General features: G+C 60.3%; 24 protein-coding genes and 2 pseudogenes. 6 read left to right on the top strand and 20 right to left on the bottom strand.

Features of this window, described 5'->3' with window-relative positions; translation table 11 throughout:
• Window positions 1–23 precede the first annotated feature (23 nt).
• The 4 genes from ACEPAJ_RS07160 to ACEPAJ_RS07175 form a co-directional block, all read right to left on the bottom strand.
• Entirely contained in the window at window positions 24–908 is an 885-nt protein-coding gene (locus ACEPAJ_RS07160; RefSeq protein ID WP_425914299.1) for an alpha/beta fold hydrolase, read from the bottom strand.
• Between the two features lie 387 nt (window positions 909–1295).
• Entirely contained in the window at window positions 1296–1988 is a 693-nt protein-coding gene (locus ACEPAJ_RS07165) for a pseudouridine synthase (RefSeq protein ID WP_425914300.1), read from the bottom strand.
• A gap of 2 nt (window positions 1989–1990) precedes the next feature.
• Window positions 1991–2206: a cysteine-rich CWC family protein gene (locus ACEPAJ_RS07170; RefSeq protein ID WP_425914301.1), complete on the bottom strand. Its 216-nt coding sequence runs from the start codon at window positions 2204–2206 to the stop codon at window positions 1991–1993.
• A complete protein-coding gene (locus tag ACEPAJ_RS07175) occupies window positions 2203–3675 on the bottom strand; it encodes a sensor domain-containing diguanylate cyclase (protein ID WP_425914302.1) in 1473 nt (490 codons plus the stop codon). The genes ACEPAJ_RS07170 and ACEPAJ_RS07175 overlap by 4 nt, the downstream gene beginning before the upstream one ends.
• Window positions 3676–4387: 712 nt before the next feature.
• On the opposite strand from ACEPAJ_RS07175, the gene ACEPAJ_RS07180 reads away from it, so the two are divergent.
• A complete protein-coding gene (locus ACEPAJ_RS07180) occupies window positions 4388–4840 on the top strand; it encodes a hypothetical protein (RefSeq protein WP_425914303.1) in 453 nt (150 codons plus the stop codon).
• 164 nt (window positions 4841–5004) lie between these two features.
• Here the strand turns inward: ACEPAJ_RS07180 and ACEPAJ_RS07185 are convergent, their stop codons facing one another.
• The 9 genes and pseudogenes from ACEPAJ_RS07185 to ACEPAJ_RS07225 form a co-directional block, all read right to left on the bottom strand.
• A complete protein-coding gene (locus ACEPAJ_RS07185) occupies window positions 5005–5343 on the bottom strand; it encodes a tryptophan synthase subunit beta (RefSeq protein ID WP_425914304.1) in 339 nt (112 codons plus the stop codon).
• A gap of 93 nt (window positions 5344–5436) precedes the next feature.
• Window positions 5437–5655, bottom strand: coding sequence for an NAD-binding protein (locus tag ACEPAJ_RS07190; RefSeq protein ID WP_425914305.1), 219 nt, complete (start codon window positions 5653–5655; stop codon window positions 5437–5439).
• 38 nt (window positions 5656–5693) lie between these two features.
• A complete protein-coding gene (locus ACEPAJ_RS07195; protein ID WP_425914306.1) occupies window positions 5694–5927 on the bottom strand; it encodes an NAD-binding protein in 234 nt (77 codons plus the stop codon).
• Between the two features lie 43 nt (window positions 5928–5970).
• Window positions 5971–6414: pseudogene (locus tag ACEPAJ_RS07200) on the bottom strand (NAD(P)-dependent oxidoreductase); the annotation flags it as partial.
• 213 nt (window positions 6415–6627) lie between these two features.
• Window positions 6628–7730: pseudogene (locus ACEPAJ_RS07205) on the bottom strand (enoyl-CoA hydratase/isomerase family protein).
• Window positions 7731–7818: 88 nt separating this feature from the next.
• Entirely contained in the window at window positions 7819–8637 is an 819-nt protein-coding gene (locus ACEPAJ_RS07210; RefSeq protein WP_274087800.1) for an enoyl-CoA hydratase, read from the bottom strand.
• A 65-nt stretch (window positions 8638–8702) separates the two neighbouring features.
• The gene (locus tag ACEPAJ_RS07215; protein WP_425914307.1) at window positions 8703–9869 is read right to left on the bottom strand and encodes an isobutyryl-CoA dehydrogenase; all 1167 of its coding nucleotides are present in this window, start codon (window positions 9867–9869) and stop codon (window positions 8703–8705) included.
• Between the two features lie 6 nt (window positions 9870–9875).
• Complete coding sequence (locus ACEPAJ_RS07220) at window positions 9876–11123, bottom strand: ABC transporter substrate-binding protein (protein ID WP_425914308.1); 1248 nt, start codon at window positions 11121–11123, stop codon at window positions 9876–9878.
• 117 nt (window positions 11124–11240) lie between these two features.
• The gene (locus tag ACEPAJ_RS07225; protein ID WP_425914309.1) at window positions 11241–12749 is read right to left on the bottom strand and encodes a CoA-acylating methylmalonate-semialdehyde dehydrogenase; all 1509 of its coding nucleotides are present in this window, start codon (window positions 12747–12749) and stop codon (window positions 11241–11243) included.
• Between the two features lie 139 nt (window positions 12750–12888).
• Between ACEPAJ_RS07225 and ACEPAJ_RS07230 the strand changes: the two genes are divergently transcribed.
• The 3 genes from ACEPAJ_RS07230 (at window position 12889) to ung (ending at window position 15500) form a co-directional block, all read left to right on the top strand.
• Window positions 12889–13770, top strand: a complete 882-nt coding sequence (locus ACEPAJ_RS07230) for an AraC family ligand binding domain-containing protein (protein WP_425914310.1) — start codon at window positions 12889–12891, stop codon at window positions 13768–13770.
• Window positions 13771–13946: 176 nt separating this feature from the next.
• Entirely contained in the window at window positions 13947–14717 is a 771-nt protein-coding gene (locus tag ACEPAJ_RS07235; protein WP_425914311.1) for a hypothetical protein, read from the top strand.
• 90 nt (window positions 14718–14807) lie between these two features.
• The gene (gene ung / locus ACEPAJ_RS07240) at window positions 14808–15500 is read left to right on the top strand and encodes a uracil-DNA glycosylase (RefSeq protein ID WP_425914312.1); all 693 of its coding nucleotides are present in this window, start codon (window positions 14808–14810) and stop codon (window positions 15498–15500) included.
• A 7-nt stretch (window positions 15501–15507) separates the two neighbouring features.
• Here ung and ACEPAJ_RS07245 read toward each other — a convergent pair whose 3' ends face one another.
• The 6 genes from ACEPAJ_RS07245 to ACEPAJ_RS07270 form a co-directional block, all read right to left on the bottom strand.
• On the bottom strand, window positions 15508–16377 hold the full coding sequence (locus ACEPAJ_RS07245) for a DUF6279 family lipoprotein (protein WP_425914313.1): 870 nt from the start codon (window positions 16375–16377) through the stop codon (window positions 15508–15510).
• 149 nt (window positions 16378–16526) lie between these two features.
• Entirely contained in the window at window positions 16527–17558 is a 1032-nt protein-coding gene (locus ACEPAJ_RS07250) for an AbrB family transcriptional regulator (RefSeq protein ID WP_425914314.1), read from the bottom strand.
• Window positions 17551–19059 carry a tripartite tricarboxylate transporter permease gene (locus ACEPAJ_RS07255; RefSeq protein ID WP_425914315.1) on the bottom strand — a complete coding sequence of 503 codons (1509 nt, stop codon included), beginning with the start codon at window positions 19057–19059 and terminating at the stop codon, window positions 17551–17553. Before ACEPAJ_RS07255 ends, ACEPAJ_RS07250 begins: the two co-directional genes overlap by 8 nt.
• A 1-nt stretch (window position 19060) precedes the next feature.
• Window positions 19061–19504, bottom strand: a complete 444-nt coding sequence (locus tag ACEPAJ_RS07260; protein ID WP_425914316.1) for a tripartite tricarboxylate transporter TctB family protein — start codon at window positions 19502–19504, stop codon at window positions 19061–19063.
• Between the two features lie 135 nt (window positions 19505–19639).
• Entirely contained in the window at window positions 19640–20617 is a 978-nt protein-coding gene (locus ACEPAJ_RS07265) for a Bug family tripartite tricarboxylate transporter substrate binding protein (RefSeq protein WP_425914317.1), read from the bottom strand.
• A 172-nt stretch (window positions 20618–20789) separates the two neighbouring features.
• Entirely contained in the window at window positions 20790–22061 is a 1272-nt protein-coding gene (locus ACEPAJ_RS07270) for an OprD family porin (protein ID WP_425914318.1), read from the bottom strand.
• A 206-nt stretch (window positions 22062–22267) separates the two neighbouring features.
• Here ACEPAJ_RS07270 and ACEPAJ_RS07275 point away from each other — a divergent pair, with 206 nt between their 5' ends.
• Window positions 22268–22939, top strand: coding sequence for a response regulator (locus tag ACEPAJ_RS07275; RefSeq protein WP_425914319.1), 672 nt, complete (start codon window positions 22268–22270; stop codon window positions 22937–22939).
• Entirely contained in the window at window positions 22932–24323 is a 1392-nt protein-coding gene (locus ACEPAJ_RS07280; protein WP_425914320.1) for a sensor histidine kinase, read from the top strand. Before ACEPAJ_RS07275 ends, ACEPAJ_RS07280 begins: the two co-directional genes overlap by 8 nt.
• A gap of 1 nt (window position 24324) precedes the next feature.
• Here the strand turns inward: ACEPAJ_RS07280 and ACEPAJ_RS07285 are convergent, their stop codons facing one another.
• Window positions 24325–25086, bottom strand: a complete 762-nt coding sequence (locus ACEPAJ_RS07285; protein WP_425914321.1) for a substrate-binding periplasmic protein — start codon at window positions 25084–25086, stop codon at window positions 24325–24327.
• Between the last annotated feature and the right edge of the window lie 60 nt (window positions 25087–25146).

Below are 25146 nucleotides of genomic sequence, written 5' to 3' on the forward strand. Positions count from 1 at the left end.
AGGCTTGGGTTTACGGCGCTGTTTCATACGGCGATCGCGTGGTGCGGGTTGGGCGCTGCACGGTAGCTGGCGCTGCTGCGCGCCGGGGCTTGGAGGAATTTCAGCAGGGCGGTTTGGCTTTGCAGCCATGCGCCTTTGTGTTCCATATCAAGAAAGTGCCCGGCGTTGTTGATGGTGACGAACTGGCAGTCGCTCAGGTACTCGGCAAATATGCGCACGTCCTGCGCGGCGGTGTATTCGTCGTGTTCGCCATTGATAAACAGCAGCGGGATGTCGATAGCCGCCAGGCATTCCATCTGGCAGTGGTTGTCCATGTGCACCACCTGGTTGATGTGCGCATACATCTGCAGGTATTCGTGGCGGTCGAGGCGGCTGATATGGCGCTGGTTGTAGCGTTTGAACAGCGAAGGCAGGTATTTGCCGATGGTGCTGTTGACCAATTGGCCGACCTGTTCGCCGTCGGTGGCCTGCAGGTAGACCATGCCTTTTTCCAGGTAATCGAGCATCGGTTCGTTGAGCAGGGGTGAGAAGGAGGTGATGACGGCTTTTTCGATGCGCGCTGGGCGCTGCGCCAGGGCGAGCATGGCGGCAACACCGCCCCAGGAAAACGACATCAGGTAGTCCACCTGAAACTGCTCGATCAGCTCCAGCAGGATGCTCGCTTCATCTTCCTTGCTAATCGGCCGGGTGTTGCTGTTGTGCGGCTTGGATTGGCCGGCATAGGGCTGGTCGTACAGCACCACGTTGAACTGCGGTTGCAGGTATTTGATGGTTTGCGCGAAGGCGGCGGTGGTGGCCAGCGAGCCGTTGATCAGGATGATGGTCTTGCGCGCGCTGGGGTTGGCGTAGAACTCCGTGTGTACCTTGAACGTCCTGTGTATATCGACGACAGCAATGGCTGGCTTCATGTCGTTTCCTCCTGGCGCATAAAAGTGGTCACGGCTAACGGCAGCAGCGTTAAGCCGAGCTATATAGGGCAGACAGATAAGCGCCTGGACGTGACAGCAAGATGTCAGGCTGGAGGATTTTATAAATTGTTTATTTTCAATCAGTTAGGGCTGAAATAGAGCATCTTCCACGGCCCTTTTTACAGGTGTGGAGCGGTGTCTTTAACCAGGCAGGAACCCATTTCGCGCAGCGCGCAAGCAACCAAAAGAACGCTTAGATGGCTTTCGTGACTTGCAAGTCACGTTAAGACCTTATGGCTCGATTTAAGCAGCCGCGTGTTGCACTCACAAGTCTTTATTTGTTTTTTCTTCCACCGCTGGTCGTATGCCGAGAAGGCGGCAGGTGGTTCAGCAGTGGTTGATTTCTGCGGTACTGAGTGCGCGGTACTGGCCGGGTGCGAGCTGGGGGTCGAGTTCAATGGCGCCCATGCTCAGGCGGTGCAGGCCGATGACCTTGTTTTGGAAGTGGCCAAACATGCGCTTAACCTGATGGTAGCGGCCTTCGTGCAGGGTCAGCAGGGCGCTGTGGCTGCTTAGGATGACCAGTTCGGCGGGCAGGGTGGTGAGGTCTTCATAGGCGAAGTACAGGCCGCCGGCGAATACCTCGATGTATTCAGGCGTTATCCGTTGTTCGGTTTCGACCCGGTAGACCTTGCCCAATCGGCTGCTGGGTTCGGTTAGGCGACGCGACCATTGGCCATCGTTGGTGATGAGTAGCAGGCCGCTGGTGTTCAGGTCCAGGCGGCCGGCCAGGTGCAGCTCGGCTTTATCCGGCTCATCCAGCAGATCAAGTACGGTGCGGTGTTCATCGTGCGCGGTAGCGCTGACCACGCCCGGCGGTTTGTGCAGCATAAAGTAGCGTGGCGCTTTGCCGGCTTGCAGCAATTCGCCCTCTAGCTCGACGCGGCTGAATTGGCTGATTTCGCACAGGCCATCACCGACCACTGCGCCATCCACTCGCACCTGCCCGCTGGCCAGTAGCCGACGTGCGGCTTGGCGGTTGAATTGGGGCAGGTTGCTGATAAAGCGGTCGAGGCGCATGGCTAGTTGGTTGCAGTTGGCGATTCAGGCGGCAGGCCTTGCGCGCAGCGGGGGCACAGGCAGCTGCGGTTGCGCAGTTCAGGAGGCACGTTGGCCAGTTGCTGGGCGTCGACCTTTACGGCAAAACACCAGCACTGCGTCACGGGTGATGTGCTTGCGGCCTGGGCGCATTGGTTGAGCTGCCCACAGCAGGGGCAGTGGCTCGGAGCATCGCTCATGCGGTTTCTTCACACAGGCGGTTGCGCCCGCTCTGCTTGGCCCGATACAGCGCGCGGTCGGCGCGGGTGATCACTTGCTCCAGTGATTCATCGGCCTGCAGTTGCGCCAGACCGATGCTGGTGGTGATTTGCAGGTCGACGCCATTGAAATGAATGCTGCTTTGCTCCGTTTGCTGAATGATTTTTTCGGCCAGCTCGCGGGCCTGCTCGGGAGTGGTGTCTTTGAGTAGCAGGATAAATTCCTCACCGCCCCAGCGGCAGATGATGTCGGATTTACGTACGATATTGCGCAGGTGGTTGGCAAAGCGGCGCAACATTTCATCACCGGCCATGTGGCCCTGACTGTCGTTAAGCTGCTTGAAGTTATCCAGGTCGAGCATCAGCACGCACAGCGCGCTTTGGTTGCGCCGGGCTTCCTGCATGGCTTGATTGGCGAGCAGGTCAAAGCCTCGGCGGTTAGGCAGTTTGGTCAGCTGGTCGGTGGTGGCCAGGGCGCTGATACGGCGCTGATAACGCCTTAGCGCGACGTTGACCAGGGTGATGATAAGGGCGGTGATCACCAGGCAAATCAGCAGGTTTATGTACAGCGATTTGCGGATGCCGGCCACAGCGCCGTCTTCGCGTGTATCCACAAACAAGTACCAGTTCAACTCGGGGATAAACCGCACGTTGAGGAAGTGCTCGCGGCCGTGTTCCTGGTATTCGAAATCACCGCTTTGCGGCTGGGGCAACTTGACCATCAGCTCTTCCAGTCCGGCAATTTCCTTGAGCGACTGGCCGACGCGTGCGCCCAAGGGGCCGCCGCTGGCACCGGTGAGTACCAAGCGGCCCTCGGTGTCGACAAAGAACACGCTGCGGTTATAGCGCCGCTGGTAGGTGTCGATCAGTTTGACCACGGCATCCACGTTTAGACCGACACCGGTTGCGCCGATAAAGCGCTGTTGGTAATCGAACACCTTGTAGTTGATAAACACGGTCATGCGGTCGTTGTTGGCCATGTCGACGTCGACGTTGATCTCGTAGGGCGCTTGCATGTCGCGCACACGGAAATACCAGTCATCGCGCGATTGGTCTTTCTCGACCTGTTTGAGTACGCCCTTGGCCTGGTAGTACGTGCGGGTTTTGTCGGAAACAAAGAAGCTGGTGACCGTGGCGTAATGCTCCTGCACTTCGCGCAGGTAACGGACCACCTGTTTGGCATCCTGCTCGCCGTCGATTACCCAGTCGCGCATGAAGGTGTCGCGAGACATCATCGAAGAAATCAGGATGGGCCTGACCAGGTCCTTTTGGATTTCCGAATAGACGTTATCCGAAGTCAGCGGCAGCTCGGTGTGGATGATCCCTGCACGAATGGAGTCGAGGGCCGCGTAATAGCTGGCCAGGGAGGTGGCAAGGAAGCCGCAACCCAGTAGCACCAGCAGTAAGACAATCAACGGCCATTGGCGGGGCAGGGAGGAAGAGTCAGGCATGCAAGGCTCTGCTGGTTAAATACTCACCGCATTGTAGCGCTCGATACCGAGCGTGGTGGCTACAACAAGGTTTGGGCTTGTGTGTGCGCAGCAATGGCGCCTGCTGCACTTAACCACGATTGCCCAGATGCCGCTAGACAGTGCGCCGCCACGTAACCCGGCATCTCCATGCGTTTTTTTGCTCGCGCCGTCAGGGCATCCCGACGTTTAGCCGATGAATAGGCGCCACGCGCAGGGGGGATAAGCTATTTAGTTTCTGGTGCGAATCACTTCTTCATAGGGGCAATTTATTACTGCTGTTTTGTGGTTATGTCCTGAGCATCATCTAGTGCTGACTCCGCGAGGCTTATAGGGCCGCTCAAAATATTAAAATGTGCTGTTTTTCAGGGTGTAACGCTGAGTTGGTTTCAGGGGACTGACCGACCGCCGAACCTGTTCAAAGGACAGACCTGAGCAACGCTGTTTTTAAGGCTCAGGTGATTAAGCCGTGACCGAGCGGGGGCTTAAAGCAGGTCACGATGGGGCGTGAGTCAACAGCTGATGGCTGAGCTGGGCGTTGTGTGCGTTGTCGAATCAATCTGCAGAGAGCAACTGGTCGGATACTTACTGTCCATCAGCGCACCAAAGCGCATATGCCGCTGTCAGAGTTAGCGGGAGTCACCCCTGGTAGCGACAACGGTCGCTGCCATACCTGCGGTCGAAGGAGGCCGCTATGCCCTATAAAACGATGCTCTTGGCGCTGTTGTTGATGTCTTTAAGTGGTTGTGCGGTCTACGGTGGCGGCAGCGGTTATGGCGATCACCGTTACGATCGAGGGCATTCAAGCACCTATTACCAGGTGCAACGCTACCCGGTGTATGCGGTGCCGCAGCCTCACCGCTACAAGGCATACCGCCATGATGGTCGCCGCTATGATGATCATCGCCAACCGCCGCGTTATTACGCACCGGCCCCACAGCCCCGCGATTACCAAGCGCATAGGTATCAGAAGCGCCACGATGACCGCGCACCGCAACCGCGTGCGAGGTGGGATGGCCATGCTGATCGTGATTTTTCACGCAGCCATCAGGCATCACGCCAACAGCGCGGCGATGCATCACGTTACGAAGAACGCCGTGCAGATGAGCGCCGCGATGGCAAGCGGGGATGGGAGCGGCAACGCTGAGTGCCGAGCCGCTGGAGACGCAAGGGGGGCTGCAGGTATTGCGCGCTAGGCGTATCAAGGTACGAGCCAGCGCCTAGGCGCTAACAGCCACTGCCTTTATTAAATGCGGGTTGCCAGCGAACCTTTGGGTTTGAATCGGAAAAGCCTTATACCGTTGGTCGAGGTCAGATCAGCTCTGACTCATCGTCATTAATCAGCCGATGCAAACCGCCCAGCGCATCCCGCGCCTTGCTACGGCCGACCAGCTTGCTCTGCGCCGCTTCCGGTAGATCGGTAATGCGCACCACGCCCTTGCGGATGAGCACGGTGATCAAATCTTCCAGTACCCGGATCATGTCCAGGTCGCTCTGCTTGAGCTGCAGCAGGCTGCTCTCTACGCTCTGGTTGGCATACCAGGCTTCTGCTTCTTCGCTGTCCGCCAGGAGCTCGCCATCCATACCCTCGAAAGGCGCGGCTTCCACTTGCTGTAAATTGCCCCAAGCATCCCGCTTCACGTAAAGCATTGCTGACTCCTCGTGTTGGGGGTCCTCAGTCAATACCCCGCTAGGTAATGGTAGCGGGGTTATTGCAACCGCTGTGGACTAGCCGCGCAGTTATTACGCAATATCTTCGATAAACAACTGCTGCACCACCGAGAAGTCTTGCTTGCCTTTACCCTGCTTGAGCAGCAGGCGATAGAGCTGCAAGGCCAATGCGCCCATGGGTGTGCTGCTGCCGCTGGCTTGGGCGGCTTCTTGCGCCAGGCCGAGGTCTTTGGTCATCAGTTCGGCCATAAAACCGCCGCTGTAGCCCTTCGACGCCGGAGCGTTTTCCATGACGCCGGGCCAGGGGTTGTTACTTCTCCAGCGTCCAGTTACCGCCCGAGCTCTGGCGGCATGATCTCGGCCAGCACCGCGGGCTCAAGGCCGTTGGCTACGCCCATGGCCATGGCTTCGGCGGTGGCGATCATCTGCACGGCGAGCACTTGGTTGTTGCACACTTTGGCGACTTGGCCTGCACCGGCGGGGCCGGCGTGGAAGATGTTCTTGCCCATGGCCGTCGAAGATTGTGCGGGCTTTTCCAGGGTTTCTGCTGCGCCGCCAATCATAAAGGTCAGGGTGCCCGCCGCCGCGCCAGCCGGTGCCGCCGGAGACGGGTGCGTCGAGTAGTTCGATACCGCGCGCCTGCGCGGCTTGGTGCACCTTGCGCGCAGACTCCGGGGCGATGGTTGAGCATTCCAGCACCAGGCTGCCGGGTTTTAGCGCGGCGAGTAGGCCGTTATCACCTAAGTACAGGCCTTCAACATGACGGCTGGCGGGCAGCATGCTCACCACCACATCGGCATTCTGCACCGCCTCCAGTGCGCTGCTGGCAGGAGGGCTCCGTCCTTGGCCAAATCCTCAACGGCGGCTTGCAGTAGGTCGGAAGACGTTCAGGTTGAAGCCAGCCTTGAGCAGGTTGCGCGCCATGGGCAGGCCCATGTGACCGCGGCCGATAAAAGCGATTGTTGTCATTGTTATGCTCCTGTCGCGCAGAATAACTCTCGTGTAGAGGGTTGCTTGACAGCGGTGTAGGGTGGATGACGCTTCACCCATCCACCAGCTGCGGTCTGATCGGTGGATGAAAAAGGCGTCATCCACCCTACGTACTGAACGTTGTCGCTAGGATGCAGCCCGGGCAGGTTGTTAAGTCAACCCTCCCGGATTGCATCCGGGCTACGAGGGGCTGTGTATCGGTGTAGGGTGGATGGCGCTTCACCCATCCACCAGTTGCGGTCTGATCGGTGGATGAAAAGAGCGTCATCCACCCTATAGATCCACCAGTGGGTGGGCGCCGTCCCAGGCGGGGGCGAAGTGGGCGTCGATCACCTCCTGTGGGATACCCGCCACATCCGGCCAGTGCCAGCGCGGTGCGTGGTCTTTGTCGATCAACCGCGAGCGCACGCCTTCCGGGAATTCCGGGTGGCGGCAGCAGTTCAGGCTGACGGCGTATTCCATGCGGAATACCTCGGCCAGAGACAGTTGTTTGGCGCGCTTGATCTGTTCCCACACTAGATGCCCGGTCAGCGGGCAGCCGCCAGCCAGGGTTTTGCCTGCGCGGGCCAGCAGCGGGTCGTGATCGTTTTGCAGTTCGCTGATGGCTTGCCACGCATGGGGCAGGTCGGCGGTGTCGAGCAGTGCATCGATGCGTGCTCGGCGCGGCAGCCACTGTGCTTCCGGCAGTTCAGCTAGGGCTTGGTTTTCCAGCGCCTTGAGCAGGCTGTGCAGTTGTTGCGCGCTTTGTTCTTGCCAGTTGAGCTGGGCCAGGCCATCGAGCAGGTCGCCCTGCTGGCTGTCGAGTAATACGCGGTCGGCCAGGTTCAGATCCAGTGCGTCACGGGCGTTGATGCTGCTGGCGGTCAGGCCGAGGAACAGCCCGAGCTTGCCCGGCAGGCGTGCGAGGAACCTGCTGCCACCCACATCCGGGTACAGGCCGATGTTCACTTCCGGCATGCCCAGCCGGCTGCCTGGGGTGACGATGCGAATGCCGGCACCTTGCATCAGGCCCATGCCACCGCCCAGTACATGGCCGTGGGCCCAGCAGATAAAAGGTTTCGGGTAGGTGTGGATGCGGTGGTCGAGGCGGTATTCGTCAGCAAAGAAGCGCCGCGCCAGGGGCGGGATTTCGCCCGGGTGTTCACGCACTGCTGCACCAGCTGCACCACGTCACCGCCGGCGCAGAAGGCTTTGGGACCATTGCCGCGCAACAGCACGCAGGCAATGCTCGGGTCGTCCGCCCAGGTTTTTAGCTTTGCATCCAGCGCTTCGATCATCGGCAGTGACAGGGCGTTCAGGCTCTTTTCGGCATCCAGGCTGGCGATGCCGATGCGGTAACCGTGTTGCGCGGGGCGTTCTTCGAAAATGACATTCATCGTGGGTCCTATCCTAGGGTGGATGGCGTTTTATCCATCCACCGCATGCAGTTCTGGTGGATGTGAAAAGCGACATCCACCCTACGGATCACTTATTGCGCCACTGCGGGTCGCGCTTTTCCAGAAAGGCGTTGACCCCTTCACGGGTGTCATCGGCATCGAATAGGTCGACAAAGCGCTCACGCTCCTCGCTCAGCCAGGTATTCGGGCTGCGCTCGCGTGCGCCCTGCAGCAGTGGCTTGATGGTGCGCACCGCCACCGGGCTTTGCCGCGCAACCTTGGCCGCCAGCAGCAGGGCATGGCCGCGGGCTTCGCCGCTGTCGACCACTTGCTCGACCAAACCAATGCGCAGCGCGGTTTCCGCATCGAGGCGCTCGCCGCAGAGAATCATCCGTTTGGCCCAGCCTTCGCCGATCAGCCAGGCCAGGTTTTGCGTACCGCCGGCGCAGGGCAGCAGGCCTACCGAGGCTTCCGGCAGGGCCATTTGTGCCTGACGCTCGGCGATGCGGATGTCGCAGGCCAGGGCGCACTCCAGGCCACCTCCCATGGCATAGCCGTTCAGTGCGGCAATCGACACCCCGCGAAAATCGCGCAGCGCTTCGAAGGCCTCACCGAAACGTCGGGCCATTTCCCGGGCGCGGGCCTTATCGCCATCGGCAAATAGTTTGAGGTCGGCGCCGGCGCTGAAGAACTTGCCGCCTTGACCGGTGATCACCAGGGCGTAGATGTCGTCGTCACGGTTGAGGTGTTCAACAAGCTGCTTGAGGCCGATCAGCGAGTCGCGATCCCAGGTGTTGGCGGGCGGGTTGTTAAGGGTGATCAGTGCCGTGTGGCCGTGCTTTTCCACGGTGATCTTGTGAGTCAGGTCGAATACACCGGGGTTGTAGGGTTCGATGGCGTGGCTCATGGGTGTCCTCATGTGGGCTGATGCAGGCGCTTGTTGCTGCCACCTGCGGGTCAAGGATTCAGGCTCTATAAAAGGCGATCCAACATGCCGCCCTGGTCGAGCAGGCGCCGGGCGATGATCACCCGCATGATTTCGTTGGTGCCTTCGAGAATCTGGTGCACACGGCTGTCACGCACCCAGCGCTCCAGCGGGTAATCATTCAGGTAGCCGTAACCGCCATGCAGCTGCAGCGCCTCGTTACACAGGTTGAAACAGTGGTCGGTGGCAAAGCGCTTGGCCATGGCGCAATACAGGCTGGCTTCGCTGTGGCCATGGTCCAGCTTATGCGCGGCCAACCGCACCATCTGCCGGCTGGCGGTCAGATCAGTGAGCATGTCGGCCAGTTTGAACTGCAAGGATTGGAAGTCGCTCAGCGGCTTGCCGAACTGTTTGCGCTCTTCGACGTAGCGCAGTGATTGCTCCAGCGCCGCCTGCGCCGCCCCTAGCGAGCAACTGGCAATATTGATGCGCCCGCCATCCAGGCCCTTCATCGCGTAGACGAAGCCCTGTCCCTCGGGGCCGATGCGGTTGCCCGCCGGGATACGCACGCCTTCAAAGGTGATGGTGCGCGTCGGTTGGGCGCGCCAGCCCATTTTCAGTTCGTTACGGCCGTACTTCACGCCTTTGGCATCGGCCGGTACCAGGAAGCAGGACACGCCCTTGGCGCCGCTTTCCTCACCGGTGCGCGCCATGACGATCAGCACATCGGTGGAGCCCGCGCCGGAGATAAAGCATTTACTGCCGTCCAGCACGTAGTCATCGCCATCACGCCGGGCTCGCGTGCGCAGGTGCGCGGCGTCGGAGCCGGCGTCGGGTTCGGTGAGGCAATAGGAGGCCAGTAACTCACCGCTGACCAGGCGCGGCAGCCAGGCATCTTTCAATGCCTGGTCGGCGAAGGAGGCGAGTATCCACGCCGCCATGTTGTGAATGGTCAGAAACGCCGTGGTGGCTATGCAGCCGGCCGACAGCTGTTCGAACATCAGCGAGGCAGAAAGGCGCGACAGGCCCAGGCCGCCGTCCTCTTCGCCGATGTACAGGGCCAGGTAGCCCTGTTCGGCGGCGCGCTTGATCACGTCTACCGGGAAGTGGTGGTCGCGATCCCAGTCGGCGGCATGCGGCGCCAGCTCACGGCTGGCAAATTGACGGGCGCTGTCGACCAGCAGGCGTTGTTCATCGCTGAGTTCGAAATCCATAAGTCCTCATTGCAGGGTTAGGGGTTGCCCGGCGGCGTGTCGTTCGGCTTGCCATTCGGCAAGGCTGGGCGCCGCTTGGGAGGCGTCGAGGCGGTCGACGATTTCAAAATAGTCTTGCTTGAACGGGTCCTTGAGCACCTCGGCACGGGTTTTGACTTTGACCGCATACACCGTCTGCACGTTCTGGTGGTCGAAGGCGCGCCAGGTTTGTGAATCCTTAAGTAGTTGGTACTGATGACCCTCCAAGGCCTTGATCAGCGCTTCGCTGTCCAGGCTGTCCGCGCGTTTGGCGGCATCGGCCCACTGATAGACGATGCTGTAGGCCGATGCGGCGGAGCTGGACGGGTAGGTGCTGTAGCGTTCACTGAAGGCTTTGACGAAGGCTTCGCCGTGCACGGATTTTTCCAGTGCAGGCACGCGCCAGGTCCAGGGTTCGCTGCCGATAACGCCTTCCATCAGGCCGGGGCCCGCTTGTTCAACGATGCTCTGGGTCAGGTTCGGCGCAACGATTTGCATGCGTTCGGTGAGGCCAAGGTCCTTGGCGATGCGCATGGCGCGCACCAGGTCTTCGCCGAACAGCACCAGGGCGAGCACCTCGGCTTTGCTGGCGGCGGCTTGGGTCAGTGCGTCTTGGTAGTCGGCGAGGCGCGCACCCGGAAAGGCTACTTTGAGGCCCAGGTGCTGAATGCTGTCTACGCTGCCAGTGGTTTGGCGCAAGGAGCTTTCGCTGGTGTGGCCCCAGGTGTAATCGGAGGTGATGTAGAAGTAGCGTTTGTCCGGCAGATTTTTACTCAGGTATTGGCCTAACACCCGCGCGCTCATCCAGGCGTTGTTGCTCTCGCGGAACATATAGCGATGGCCGTCTTTGCCGGTGGTGTCGTTGGAGTAGGTGAGGGTACCGAAGTACAGCAATCCATGTTCTGCGGCGCGCTTGCCGGAGGTGATGGCCACCGCACTGGATGAGCCGCCAAACAGCATGGCCGCGCCTTCACTGGCTAGCTTGTCGACGTTTTTCACGGCCTTGGCCGGGCGCGAGGCGGTGTCTTTGCTCGACAGGCGCAGCGTGCGCCCCAGTACACCGCCCTGGGCGTTAAGCTCGTCGATGGCCAGCAAGGCTCCGCGCATCTGGGCCAAACCCTCTTCCTTATAGGGGCCTGTGCGTGGGTAGTTGAGGCCGAGGGTGATCGGCTCAGCAGCTTGCGCACAGGCAATAAGCCCGGCCCAGAGGGCCAGGGCGGCAGTCAGTCGTTTCATTACAATCCTCCATGTTGTTGTTATGTCAAAGCACTGTGAGGCTCTGGCACGCAAGGAGGCATTGTCTTTTGGTCTAAACAACTGGGTATTGCAGTGGATCAATACGGCTACGGGTTCTCATTTCAATTGAATGGTCATATTCGGGCTGGCCGGCATTGCGGCGGCTACTGACTCTTCATCAAACCAGCGGCTGGTGACCGTTTTGGTTTCGGTAAAGAAACGCACCCCTTGTTTACCATAGGCGTGCAGGTCGCCATAGAACGAGCCCTTCCAGCCAGTGAAAGAGAAGAACGGCAGTGGCACCGGCACCGGTACGTTGATGCCCACTTGGCCGACTTCCACTGCGTGCTGATAATGCCGCGCCGCACCGCCTGAGCGGGTGAAGATAGAGGTGCCGTTGCCATAGGGGCTGGCGTTAACCAGTTCAATAGCGTCTTCCAGTGTGTCGACTTCCATGCACACCAGCACCGGGCCGAAGATTTCCTCGCGGTACAGGCTCATCTTGCGGGTCACACCGCGAAACAGCGTGGCGCCGACCCAGTTGCCATTGGGGTAGCCCTCGACTGCGCAATGCGAGCCATCGAGCAGGCATTCGGCGCCTTCCGCTTTGCCTTCAGCGATCAGCCGTAGCACGCGCTGCTTGGCTTGCTGGCTGATCAGCGGGCCAAAGGCAGCGTGGCCGTCGGTCCAGTAGCCGGGCTGCAGGTCGGCCATTTGTGCCTGCAGTTCGTCGATCCATTGCTGCGATTCACCGACAAACACCGCCACGCTGATCGCCATGCAGCGCTGCCCAGCCGCGCCGCAACTGGCGCCGACCAGGTTGCTCAGCACTTGCTGTTTATTGGCGTCGGGCATGATCACCATATGGTTTTTGGCCCCGGCAAACGCCTGCACGCGTTTGAGGTGGGCGGTGCCGGTACGGTAGATGTGCTGGCCAACAGGTACCGAGCCGACGAAGGAGATGGCGCGGATATCCGGGTGAGTGAGCAGGCTGTCGACCACTTCACGCGCACCGTGCAATACCTGCAATACGCCCTTGGGCGCGCCAGCTTCGATAAACAGTTCAGCCAGGCGATTAGGCGTTAGCGGGTCTTGTTCGGACGGCTTGAGAATAAAGGTGTTGCCGGCGGCGATGGCCAGGGGAAACATCCACAATGGAATCATCGCCGGAAAGTTAAACGGAGTAACGCCTACGCACACGCCCAATGGCTGAATCCAGCTGGCGGTGTCGATGTCGCGGGCCACGTTTTCCATAGTCTCGCCCATCATCAGGCTGGCGATGTTGCAGGCCTGCTCGACCACCTCGATACCGCGCCAGACATCACCCTTGGCATCGGCCAGGGTCTTGCCTGTTTCGCCGGCGAGAATTTCCGCCAGTTCATCGTGGTGTTCTTTGAGCAGGTGCTGGTAGCGCAGCATCACCCGCGCACGCTCGGAGACTGGCACGTCGCGCCAGGTGAGGAACGCTGCCTTGGCGCTGGCAATAGCCGCTTCGATCTCCTCGGCGGTGGCCTTGGGTGCCAGGGCCAGGACCTCTTGAGTGGCCGGGTCGGTGACTTCGATAAATTCACGGGCGCGACTTTCGCGCCATTCACCGTCGATCAACTGCGCGATTGCCTTGGCCATGCGTTCCTCCGGGCGAGCCTCGTGCTGGACTCAATTATTGTTTGGCTTCTGTTATAGCGACCCTGCTCGGCTTTGTGGATTGACGATCTTGGCCGCTGGATGGACTATCTTGTGATTGATTGTTTGTCCGGAGAGGCCGATGCACGCCTATGTTGAGACCTCCAATTGGCCCTTGCCCGCCAACGGTGTGCGCTTTATCACACCGCCCCGCTTGCGCCGCCTGCTGGCTCGCAGCCCTCTAGCTAATGGCTGCTACCCGCTGGCTCTGGGGTTCTACCCACAGGCCGCAGGACACCGCATGCATCGCCCGCAGCCGGAGGATCATCTGCTGATTTACTGCCGCGCCGGGCAGGGCTGGCTAGAGACGGCGGATGGACGATTAGCTGTCAGTGGTGGCGATTTGCTGCTGTTGCCAAAAGGCGTGGCGCATACCTATGGCGCGGACGCGCAGAAGCCCTGGACCCTGTATTGGGTGCATTTTGATGGTGAGTTGGTGGCGGACTTTCTCAAACCGTTGGGCCGCGGGCCACTGTGGCGCATTGGCGTGCAGCCACGGCTACTGGCCGAATTCGATGCGTTACTGAGTTTGCGCAAGCAAGGCTTGAACCTGCCGCACTTTATTCATGCGGCGCATCAATTGCAGGTGTTGCTGACATCCCTGGCGGTGCTGCCGGCGCGTGCCACACTGAAGTCTGGGCGGGTGCTGGATGTGGACGCGGTGCAGGCGGTGATGCGCGCGCATTTGCATGACTCGCTAAACCTCGATGAGCTGGCCGCGCAGTTCAAACTGTCGCGCTTTCACTTCGCCAAAACCTACCGTGCACTGACTGGGCATGCGCCGATTCAGGATTTTATCCAGCTGAAAATGGCCCACGCCTGCCGCTTGTTGGATGAAGGAGAGCAGGGCATTCGCCAAGTGGCGGAGCAGTTGGGTTATGACGATGTGTATTACTTTTCGCGGTTATTTCGCAAAGTGGTGGGCATGGCGCCCAGTCATTATCGGGCGTTGCACCAGGGCTGATGCTGCCTTGCGTTCTTCAGTAAATAAGCCGTGCAGCAGGTGGTGTTTGCCAACGTTCTGTCTTATACATGAAGTGCTGCCGAAGGCCCCGGCACACTAATGAAGTCATTAAGCTGGCCCACAACGGTCGGTAGGGACACTGTTAGTACGAGGTCATATTGAGACGCCTAGCCTGGATGCTGCTTCTGTTGTTGCCCGTCACGGTAGTGGCCGCACCTGTCAGTCTTTACACCTACCATCGCCAGCCCCCCTTCGTTCTGGAGTTAGAGCCGCGCACGGGTCTTATGTTTGAGGTCGCGGCGCTGCTGAATCAGCAAACCGACGCTCAGCAAACCTATGATGCCCGTGTGCTGCCGCGCGCCCGCTTAAACCAAACGTTGGCGGGTTGGCTGGACGGCAGCTGTGCAGGACCAGGGGCGCCAGGTTGCGATGACAACTGGATGCTGCTTTGGGTTATCCCTGCCTGGGGCTGGGGCGAGGAGGCTGAGCAGCGATTTCTCTGGGTTGATCTGTTCAATGATGAAGATCTGGTTGTTTCAACGCAGCAGCATAAGGTCCCCTACCGCAACGCCAACTCGCTGATCGGTGAACGCTTTGCCGCGTTGCGCGGGCATCACTACCCGATGGGCGTTGAAGAGCTGATGCTGCAAGGCAAAATTGACCGCGAAGATGGAAATGATGTGCGCGCCTCGCTGATGCGTATCCATTCACGGCGGGCCGGGGTGACCATTATTCGTCGTTTAGCGTTCAACTATTATCTGCAGAACGATCCGCAGTTGATGTCGCTTGCGGCTGATTTCTACGTGGCCAAGCAACCGTTTAACCAGTTCACCTTGCAGGCCATGATTCCCAGAAGCCGTCCAGATTTACGCGACGTGCTTGAGCGCGCTAAGGCTGACCCCGCCTGGGCCGCATTATTTGCCCGCTACGGGATTAAGCCACTCTAGATCGAGCTTAGTGGGGCATGCCTGTCTGCTTGACTTGCCGATGAGGCTTCCTTAGCGTGCCGTCTCCGTTGGTACAGGCAGGAAACAGGCATGAGCGCTGCAGATAACATCAAACTCGAAGCAGGCTGGAAAGCCGCGCTGCGCGAGGAGTTCGAAAAGCCCTATATGCGTGAGCTGGGCGACTTTCTGCGGGCGGAGAAGGCGGCGGGCAAAGAGATCTACCCACCGGGCGCGCTGATTTTTAATGCCTTGAATTCCACGCCATTGGCGGCGGTCAAAGTGGTGGTGATCGGCCAGGACCCTTACCACGGGCCGGGTCAGGCCCATGGCCTATGTTTCTCGGTGCAGCCTGGGGTGAAAACCCCGCCGTCGCTGGTGAACATCTACAAAGAGCTCAAGCGCGACCTGAATATCGACATCCCCAGCCATGGCAACCTGCAGCACTGGGCGGAGCAGGGCGTGCTGCTGCTCAACACCTCATTGACCGTTGAGCATGGCATCGCCGGTTCCCACGCCAAAATCGGCTGGCAAACCTTCACCGACAAGGTGATCGAGGTGGTCAGTCAGCAGCAGGAGCGGCTGGTGTTTCTGCTCTGGGGCGCGCATGCGCAGAGCAAGGAAAAACTCATCGATACCAGCAAGCACCTGGTGCTGAAATCCGTACACCCTTCGCCTCTGTCGGCGCACCGTGGCTTTATCGGCAATGGCCATTTCAGCCGTACCAACAAGTTCCTGCAGCAGCATGAACTGAGTCCGATCGACTGGCGCTTACCCGAGGCCTAATAGCCTGTTAAGCGGCTTCGCACTGCTGCTCGGCAAGATCGCGGCGCAGGTCGCGCAAGCGGTGGCTCAGACGCTCGCGTTGAGTCGTATCACTGCTGCTTAGCAGTTGGCTGAATAGCGTAGCCATTGCCTGGCGTGAGCGGCCATAACTGGCGCGGTATTCGTCGCTATAGAAACTCTCGCGCTGCTGCAGTAGGCGCCTCAGTTGCTCGGCAAAGTCGGCACTGTCGCGTTCGGCGACCACCTTGCGCAGCTCGGCCTGCCACCGTTGCCGATTTTCCAGCCAGAGGCGGTTCTGCTCGCTTAGGCCATTGGCCCAGTCGGCGATATGCTCTGTCTGGGCATTATTCAGGCGACCGAGCCAGGGCTGTAGACGTTCCTGCATACGCGTCTGACGCTCGCTGATCTGGGTGGTTAGCGGCGGGTCGAGAAAGTCCTGGCGGTCTTCCAGGTTGTCTTCATCCAGCGCGGCATATAACTCGTTGACCTGTTGTTCGCTCAGGCCCTGCAGCAGTTCGATGGCGGTGGGGGTGATTTCGACGCTGATGCGTTTGAGCACAGCATCGAACTGGGCGAATTGCTCAAGTAGCTGGCTGCTGTCCGGTTGTGGCTGCTTGAGGATGCTCTCGGTGGTGTGCAGCCAGTCGATATAGCGCGGTAACTCGACGTTGCAGTGCCATTGCAGGTGTGTCTGCAGGCGCGGCTTGAGCCAGGCCTGCTGCTGGCTGTTGAGGTTCAGGTAATCGTTCAGCCGCCAGGGCACCAGCCAGTCCAGGTTACGGTAGGCCAGCCCCAGGCGGCTGCAGGCCGTGACCAGTAAACTCAGGCAGAGCAATAGCAGCAGGGTTTTTGCGGCGGGCCAGCGCAGTACGCTCATACACAATGCCTCGTTAAACCAGGTACTGAGAGTACCCCTGCGCGGTGCGCCTGCGTGGCGGTGGACATATCTGTTAAACAAAAACTGTTGGCGGAACCGGCAAAAAAGAGCCCGCACAAGGCGGGCTAAACGTGGTCGTTAATGCGTTTTCAGCGGCGCTGCCAGAGCCTGAACAAGGGCTCGGCGAGGAACATCACCAGAAACAATCGCAGCACCTGCAGGGCGGTGACCATTGCCACTGAGAGTTGCAGGGCTTCGGCGGTCAGGCACAGTTCGGTAATACCGCCAGGCATCATGCCGAGCATCAGCGCGTTCTGGCTTTCCCCGGCCAGCCAACCCAGCCCCTGGCCCAGCGCGGCGGCGGCGAGCATGGTGAGCAGGCAGAACAGCAGGATGCGTACGAGAAACCCCGGCGCGCTGCGAAAGAAGTTGCGGTCGAAGTGACAACCCAGGGCGCAGCCAATCAGCCATTGCCCCGCCTGGCCAAGGCCGGTTGGCAAGCTCAGGTGCAGGTCAAAACTGACACTGGCCACGGCGCAGACGGTCAGCGGGCCGAGCATCCATGGGTTGGGTTGGCCCAAACGCCCCCATAACCAAGCCATCAGCGCACCGCCAGGTAACAGCAGTGCCAGCCATGGCCAGCTCACTGGAGCCGGCAGCGGTGGGGTGATGGGTGGCAAGCTCCAGGTGAAGATCGCCGGAATCAGCAGCACCACCAACAACAAGCGCAGGCTATGAGCGGCCGCCACCTTGGCGGTTTCAGCGTTATGTCGCTGGGCCAGATTGACCATCTCGCTGGCGCCGCCAGGCATGCTGGCAAAGAACGCGGTGGCGCGGTCGAGGCCAGCGCGGCGCAGCACAATGATGCCGATCAGGCTCAGCAGCAATGTGAGTAGGGGGCCTAGCAGGATGACGCCGAAGTGGCTGAAGAGCTGGCCGAATACTTCGCTGGTGAAATGCAGGCCGATGGCGCTGGATACCAGCCATTGGCCGGTCTTGCGACCGCCCGGTAGCTCGGTAATCAGCCAGCCGCTGCAGCGTGCCGTGATAACCGCGAGCAGTGAGCCAATGATCCACGGCAAAGGCCAGCCGATCAGGCTGGCCAGGGCGCCGCCGGCAAGGCCTACCAGCGGAGTGGCCCACCAGCTTTGCCAGCCGGCGAGCATGGGCAGCTTAGGCATTGGCCGGTTGCGCCGCACGGCGTGCACGCCACCAGCGCAGGCCCGGCAGGGCCAGCATCAGCGCGGTGAGCGCCCACAGGCACAGGCTGATCGGGCTGCTCCAGAGGATGTTCAGATCCCCTGCAGATATCGACAGAGCGCGGCGCAGGTTGTCTTCCATCAACCCACCGAGAACAAAGCCGAGAATCAAGGCCGACAGCGGGAAGTCCAGCTTACGCAGGATGTAGCCAAATACGCCGAGGCCGATCATCAGTACCAGGTCGAAGGTGGTGCTGTGCACCGCGTAGACGCCGACCATGCTGATCACAGTGATCGCCGGTACCAATACCCAGTTAGGCACGCTGAGCATGCGTGAGAACAGGCCAACCAGCGGAATGTTCATCACCAGCAGGATTACGTTGCCGATAAACAGCGAGGCGATCAGGCCCCACACCACGTCAGGCTGCTGTTCAAACAGCAGTGGGCCAGGGGTGATGTTGTACAGGGTCAGTGCGCCGATCATCACCGCGGTGGTACCGGAGCCGGGTACGCCGAGGGTCAGCATGGGGATCAGCGAGCCACAGGCCGAAGCGTTGTTAGCCGCTTCTGGCGCTGCTAGACCGCGCAGGTCGCCTTCCCCAAACTTGCCGTTGGCGCCTGCCATGCGCTTCTCGCTCATGTAGGTCATGGCACTGGCAATGGTCGCACCGGCACCGGGCAGAGTGCCGATGACGAAGCCAGCGACGGCGCTGCGCACCATGGTCCAGAAGGTGAAGGTGAACTCTTTGAAGTTGAACAGCAGGCGACCGCTGGCTTTCACGGCTTTCTGGCCGTTGTGGGTTTTTTCCAGCATCAGCAGTACTTCACTAACGCTGAAGAAACCGATCACCACGATCACGAACTGGATGCCGTCGGACAGGCTGACGCTGCCAAAGGTGAAGCGGTATACGCCGGTGGTGGAGTCTACGCCGACCGTTGCCAACGCCAGGCCGATCAACGCAGCCATCAGGGTTTTCATCGGTTTGTCGCCGACCATGCCGCCGAGGCAGGCAATGGCGAAGATCATCAGTACGAAGTATTCGGCCGGGCCGAAGGCCACCGCCCATTTCGCCAGCAGTGGCGCAAACAGCACTACACCGCAGGTGGCGATGATGCTGCCGATAAACGAGCTGACCGCAGACAGCGACAGGGCTATACCGGCCTTGCCCTGGCGTGCCAGCGGATAACCATCAAGGGTGGTCATCACCGCGGCGGCATCACCCGGTACGTTGAGCAAAATGGCGGAAATACGCCCGCCGTATTCACAGCCCAGGTACACGGCGGCCAACAGGATCAGCGCGGTTTCCGGTGGCAGGCCAAGGGCGAAAGCCAGCGGCAGCAGCAAGGCCACGCCGTTGATCGGGCCAAGGCCTGGAAGCATGCCGACGATGGTGCCGACAAAGGCACCGAACAGCGCCATCAACAGGTTTTCCGGGCGGGTGGCGACATCAAAGCCTTGCATCAAGAAATTCAGGGTTTCCATTTCAGTTCTCCACAAAGGCTTCGAACAGGCCGAGGGGCAGCGGCACATCCAGCAGGTAGTCAAACAGGACATACAGCAACACGCCCATCAGCACGGCGCTGATGGCGCAAGGAATCAGGCGGCCGGTAAACAGCAGGCCAAGAGCGAAAGCGGCCAAGGCAGTGCTGATGACAAAACCAAGGGTTTCAAACAGCACGGCATAGGCCAGCAAGGTCAACACGCACAACGTGGCGCGCAGGGCGGCTTTGCGGTTGAAGGTTTGTTCGAGCAGACCTGGCTTGAACAGCAGCCACAGGCTGCCGGCCGACATCAGGGCCAGCAGCAGCAAGGGATAGGCGCGCGGCCCCACCGGGTCGTAGGCGAAGGGTGCCTGGAAGCCCCAGGCAATAACGGCGAGAACGGCGCAAAACAGCAGCCAGATCGCGGCGAACAGGCGAACGTACATGGCGAATTACCTAATCGAGGGTCAGGAAAAGACCGTGGAACTGTAGGATGGGTTGAGCATCGCGATACCCATCGCACAGCTCCCATTTATGGGTATCGCTGCGCTCAACCCATCCTACGAATGCGGTGTGGCCGCTTATTGCATTAGGCCGAACTCGCCTGCCAATGCCTTGTATTCTTCAACTTGCTTGAAGACCAGGGCTTTCAGCTCATCACCGGTGACTGCCAGGGGCAGCAGGTCACGCTGTTCACGCAGCTTGGCGAAATCTTCGCTGGCCAGCAGGGTGTCGAACTGCTGTTTCCACCAGTTGAACTGCTCGTCGCTAACCTCTGGGCCCATGTAGAAACCACGAATAACCGGCCAGCTGATGTCGTAGCCTTGCTCTTTAGCAGTCGGGATATCGCCCAGCTTGCCCGGCAGACGCTCATCGGAGAGTACGGCGAGGATGCGTACTTTCTTCGCTGCCATTTGCGGGGTGACTTCACCCAGGCCGCTGCTGGTGACCTGTACATGGCCGCCGAGCATGGCAGTGAGGGTTTCACCGCCGCCTTCAAAGGCTACGTAACGCAGGTTTTTTGGGTCGATGCCGGCGAGGCGAGCAATCAGTGCAGTTTGCATCCAGTCCTGCCCGCCGATGGTGGCGCCAGCGCCGAAAACAATGCTGCCTGGATCTTTTTTCAGCGCTTGCACCAGATCATCGAGGTTCTGGAAGGGCGAGTCGGCACGTACGGTGATGGCGCCGTAGTCAGTGCCGACGGCGGCTAGCCAGCGCACACCGGTTTCGTCGTAACGGCCGAACTTGCCTTGCGCCAGGTTGAGCAGCGAGCCGCTGGAAAACGCGGTAATGGTGCCTGGATCATCCGCGCGCTGGGCAATCACCGCGTTGTAGGCTACGGCGCCAACACCGCCGGGCATGTAGGTGACGCGCATGGGGGACTTGAGCAGGCCTTCGTCTTTCAGGCCGCTCTGAGCCAGTTTGCAGGTCAGGTCGAAGCCGCCACCGGGTTTGGCTGGGGCAATACATTCTGGGCGCTTCGGTTCCGCAGCCAGCAACTGGCCGGCAAAGGCCATGCAAGCGGTAGCCAGGGCAATGCGAGTAAAGGCAGTTTTCATGGTGTGTTCCTCTGAACTCGTAGAGGGTGCTTTACACACGTAGCGAGCGAAGGTCAGGCAAGGCGAAATTGGCCGAGAAAGCGCAGTGTACGAGTTGTACATGAGCATTTTGAGGCTGATTTCAACGCGGCATGGCCTAGCGCAGTAGTGTGTATCACCCGATTATTGTGGGTTACCAGATCGGCAGCGTATAGCCGACGATGACGCGGTTCTCGTCCGCATCGCGGGCGAAGTCGGATTTGAAGCTGGCGTTACGCAGGCGCACGTAGACATCTTTCAGCGGGCCGCTCTGCACTACGTACTTGACCTCGATGTCGCGCTCCCACTCACCGCCGGTGTCGCCGCTGCCAGCAATTTGCGCATCGCTGCCTTTGATGTAGCGGGTCATAAAGCTCAGTCCGGGCACCCCGAGCTTGCCGAAGTCATAGTCGTAACGGGCCTGCCAGGAGCGCTCGTCGGCATTGGCGAAGTCGTTGATCTGCACGAAGTTGACCAGGAACGGGTCGCTGCCATCGATATAGGTGTAACCGGTGTCGCCGCTCATGTCCTGAAAGCCCAGGCCCAGTTTGTGGCCGTTGATGGCGTAACTGAGCATGGCGTTGAAGGCGCGGTTATCGACTTTTCCGGCGTTCGCCGCGCCGCTGTCCTTGCTCAGCATCAGGCGTACATCGGCACTCAGGTTGCCGCTGCCCAGAGGCTGGCTGGCGAGCAGGCCGAAGAAGTGCTGACGGTAGATATCGTCGAGGTCGGCAAAGTAGTAACGCCCGGTGAGACCCTTGGCGAACTGGTAGTCGAGGCCCATCAGATCCAGATGGTCAGCGGTGATGCCGCCAGCGAAGCGGCGATTTTTGCTGTTGAGGATCAGCTTTTCGGAGTTGGTCGAGGCGCGGTCGATCACTTTGTTCAAACGCCCGCCGGTAAAGGTCAGTCCGTCCAATTCGGACGAAGTCAGCAAACCGCCTTCAAATACCTGCGGCAGCAGGCGGCTGTCGCTGGCCTTGACCACGGGCAGTTCAGGAATGTGCGAGCCATAGCGCAGTTCGGTATTGGAAACCTTGACCTTGGCTGTCAGGCCCAGGCGGCCGAATTGGTCTGGGGTGCCGCCATCGTCCTGCACAGGCAGCAGGTCGGTGCCGGTACTGCCGCCGCCGGAGTTTAGTTTGACGCCGAGCATACCTATGGCGTCCAAACCAAAGCCGACAGTGCCTTCGGTATAGCCGGACTGGATGTCGAGGAGAAAGCCCTGACCCCATTCGTCGCGCTTGTTCTGCTGGCTGCTTGTGCCTTCACGGAAGTCGCGATTGAGGTAGATATTGGTGGTGGTCAGGCTGGCCTTGCTGTCGGCGACAAAGTCGGCGTGGGCAGCGGGGGCAAGCAGGGCCGTGCTGATGGCCAGGCTGAGCATGTGTACAGGCGAAAGTGCCCGATTTGATGCAGTCGGCATCCTGTGGTCTCCATTGTTGTTTTTGTCACGGCTGCGCACCACTGCGTCAGTCGTTCAGGTCGGTGGGTCGAGCCACCTGAAACCGATGCTATGGGGTCAAGCTTTCACCAGGCTTTCAGCTTGAAAGAAAACTGTTGGGGCGTTCGCAGCGGCCTTTGCACCGTTACACTGGGTACATAACAACAAGTTCGTGGAGTGCTATTACCGTGCGAATCCTGCTGGTCGAGGACCATCTGCCCCTGGCTGAAAGTGTGGCTCAGGCCCTGCGGGGCACCGGGCTGACCGTGGACATGCTGCATGACGGCATAGCCGCTGATCTGGCTCTTGGAAGTGAGGATTACGCCCTGGCGATTCTCGATATCGGCCTGCCGCGTCTGGACGGTTTTCAGGTGTTGGCGCGTCTGCGCGAGCGCGGCAATACCCTGCCAGTGCTGATGCTTACCGCTCGCGGTGAGGTCAAGGACCGCGTACATGGTCTTAACCTCGGCGCCGATGATTATCTGGCCAAACCCTTCGAACTGAGCGAGCTGGAGGCGCGGGTTAAGGCCCTGCTGCGCCGCACCGTACTCGGTGGCGAACGCCAGCAACGCTGCGGCAATCTGCTGTATGACCTGGATACTCGGCGTTTTACCCTGGCCGATGGCCTTCTGACCCTGACCTCTCGCGAGCAGGCGGTGCTGGAAGCGATGATCGCCCGGCCGGGCCGGGTGATGAGTAAGGAGCAGCTGGCCGCCCAAGTGTTCGGCTTGGATGAGGAGGCCAGCAGCGACGCCATCGAAATCTACGTGCACCGTCTGCGCAAGAAGCTTGAGGGCGGCGGCGTGAAAATTGTCACCTTCCGTGGTCTGGGCTATTTGCTGGAAGCGCTCGGTGACTGACTCGAGCAGCCTGCGTGGGCGACTGCTTCGCCGATTGGCGCTGCTGCTGGCGCTGATTCTTTTGGTCAGCAGCCTGAGCGCCTATTGGAGCGCCCGGCATGCGGCGGACACCGCCTATGACCGCACTTTGTTGGCCTCGGCGCGGGCGATTGCCGATGGTCTGTACACCACCGCCGAACGGCTGAATGCCAATGTGCCCTATGTGGCGTTGGACACCTTTGCCTATGACAGCGCCGGGCGCATCTACTACCAAGTGCTGGATGTGCAGGGCGCGTTGGTGTCCGGTTATGAAGATTTACCGCCGGCGCCAGTGGGCACCAAGCGCACCGAGGATTATCCGGCGTTGGCGCGTTTCTACGATGCCGAGTTCCGTAATCAGGGCGTGCGCGTGGTCAGCCTGCTGCAGCCGGTCAGCGAGCCGGGAGTCAATGGTGTCGCGGAAATCCGCGTGGCGGAAACCCAGGGCGCACGCGAGCGCATGGCCCGCGAGTTGTTGCTCGGCACTTTGCTGCGCATGGGCGTGCTGTCGTTGAGCGCCTTGTTGCTGGTGTGGCTGGCGGTGAGCGCTGCGCTGCGCCCGCTGGAGGCTTTGCGGCGAAGTGTGGCGACGCGCACCAGCGATGATCTGCAGCCGTTGTCGGATGTTGGCATGCCGCGCGAGCTGCGTCCGCTGATCGATGCGCTGAACCAGTTTAATGATCGCCTGCGCAACCTGTTCGAGCGCCAATCGCAATTTATTGCCGATGCTTCCCATGAGCTGCGCACACCCTTGGCGGCGCTCAAGGCGCGGGTCGAGCTAGGTTTGCGCGCGCAGGAGCCGGCGGTGTGGCGCAGTACGCTGGAGGAAGCGGCGCAAAACACCGACAAGTTGACCCATCTGGCCAATCAATTGCTTTCGCTGGCGCGTATCGAAAGCGGTGCGCGGGCGATTGCCGAGGGCGGCGCGCAGCGTCTGGATCTCAGCCAGCTGGCGCGCGAGTTGGGTATGGCGTTGGCGCCGCTGGCCCATGCGCGGGGTATTTCTCTGGCGCTGGAGGCTGAGCAGCCGGTGTGGGTCAGCGGTGAGCCGACTTTGCTCAATGAGCTGTTGTGCAACCTGCTGGATAACGCCCTGGCGCACACCGCAGCGGGCGGCAATGTGATTCTGCGGGTCTTGCCCACTGGGGTGCTGGAGGTGGAAGACGATGGCCCGGGGATTCCGCCGGAAGAGCATGAACGGGTATTTGCGCGCTTCTATCGACGCAGCAACAAGGGTTCGGGAGCGGGGCTGGGTTTGGCGATTGTGGGTGAGATATGTCGCGCGCATCAGGCCGAGATCAGCCTGCATGAGGCTCAACCGCATGGCTTGCTGGTCCGCGTCGAGTTCGCCAGCGCAGAAGCCTAAGTCAGGGTGCCAGGCTCAGCGGTTGCTGGATTTCCAGCAGGTACTGGGTGATTTTGCCGCTTTCGCGCAACTGCTGCAGACCAAGGTTGAAGCGCTTGATCAGTTGCGCATTGCCGGGTACTTGCCGTGACAGCAGCAGGTGCATGCTGTCAGTGCGCAACGGGGTGTGGTGAAAGCTGAGTTGGGCACGCTCGGCGGCGCTGAAATGCTGATACAGCACGTCAAAGCCTACGGCCTTATCGACAGGGAATAGGTCCACTCGGCCTGCGAGTAACTGGCGAAACGCGGTTTCATCGCTGGTCACCCGGTTGACCCGCAGTTGCCCGCTGGCTTCGGCCTGCTGAAAGGCTTTGCCGTAGTCATAGCCGCGGGTGCCGGCAATGCGCTGGCTTTGCAGGTCAGCTACCTGGGCCCAGTCAAAACTATAGCCCTTGCGGTGGAAGATGTAATAACCACTTTCCATCACGGGGTCGCTGACAAAGAATTTGGCTTCTCGCTCGCTGTTATTCAGCCACACGGCACTGCCGGCACGTTGGCCCTGTTCAGCCATTAGCAATGAGCGGGCCCAAGGGTAAAACTCCCACTCCACGACGATGCCTTGCAAGGCAAAGGCTTCGCTGACAATGCGCGAGGCGACGCCTTGGTGTGGCAGATGTTCACCCAGGTAAGGCGGCCATTCGCCGTTGGTCAGCCGCACCGATTGTGCCGCAGCGAAGCCACTGCACATTAGGCTGAGCAGGGCGGATAACAGCAGTGTGCGCATGAACCGTATGCCAGTTGCCGGGGCTGAGGCCAGTCTAGTTGCATTCGGCTGCATGCGCGT

Source organism: Pseudomonas sp. GWSMS-1 (assembly GCF_049847425.1).
Lineage (GTDB): Bacteria > Pseudomonadota > Gammaproteobacteria > Pseudomonadales > Pseudomonadaceae > Aquipseudomonas.